This is a genomic window from Desulfosporosinus burensis (genome assembly GCF_054657535.1).
Genome location: NZ_BAAHYN010000061.1, coordinates 1 through 732, shown reverse-complemented (window position 1 = coordinate 732; position 732 = coordinate 1). Strand labels below are relative to the sequence as shown.

The window sequence follows — 732 nt, the reverse complement described above, 5'->3', positions numbered from 1 at the left end:
CCGCTTTTCGAGGTTTGCTTTTAAATTCATGGTTGCTCCCACAAGCCCTCCTGGGAAAAACTTAACGATTAAGATCAACAGAGCTCCAAAGACAACCATCCGATATTCCTGCATAAACTGGAGGCTTTCCGTGAGTCCTGTGGCTAAAAGGGTTCCCACTAGGGGACCGGCGATGGTCGCTTGACCTCCTATTAATAAAAATAACAAAAATTCAAAAGTTAGATGGGGGTTACTAATATCCGGACCTAAAAACCGGATATATCCTGCAAACAACGCCCCCGCTATACCCGTGAAAAAGGCAGCGATGCCAAAGGCTAGGAGCTTGTTAAGCATAACATTGATCCCCAGAGTGGCCGCTAATTCTTCACTGTTACGGATCGATTTGAAGGTTCGGCCTACGAGGGATGAGGCGATCCGACTCATGACAAAAATGGTTAGAATCAAGAAGACAAGAACTAGGTAATACTGAGATTCCAGCGATATGAAGTCAATGGGCCCAATGCTGGTAGGCCTAGGTATTCCAATTAGGCCCCTGACTCCTCCGGTTAAATCATCCCATTTCTCAATGACTAAGTTGATGATCACGCCGATGCACAGGGTGAGAATGACAAAATAGTGCCCTCGGGTGCGAAAGGAGATTAATCCGACCAGCAAGGCGATTAGGGTAGTTACCACGGCGGCTATTGGCAGGCATAACCAAAACGATAAGTGGAGCTTTAGACCGAGTAGACC

The 732-nt window shown here is 46.9% G+C and carries 1 protein-coding gene; it reads right to left on the bottom strand.

All coding sequences use genetic code 11. The features are described from left to right. On the bottom strand, nt 1-732 hold a 732-nt coding region (locus ACYQ3Q_RS28340), incomplete at both ends, for a branched-chain amino acid ABC transporter permease (protein ID WP_459931729.1).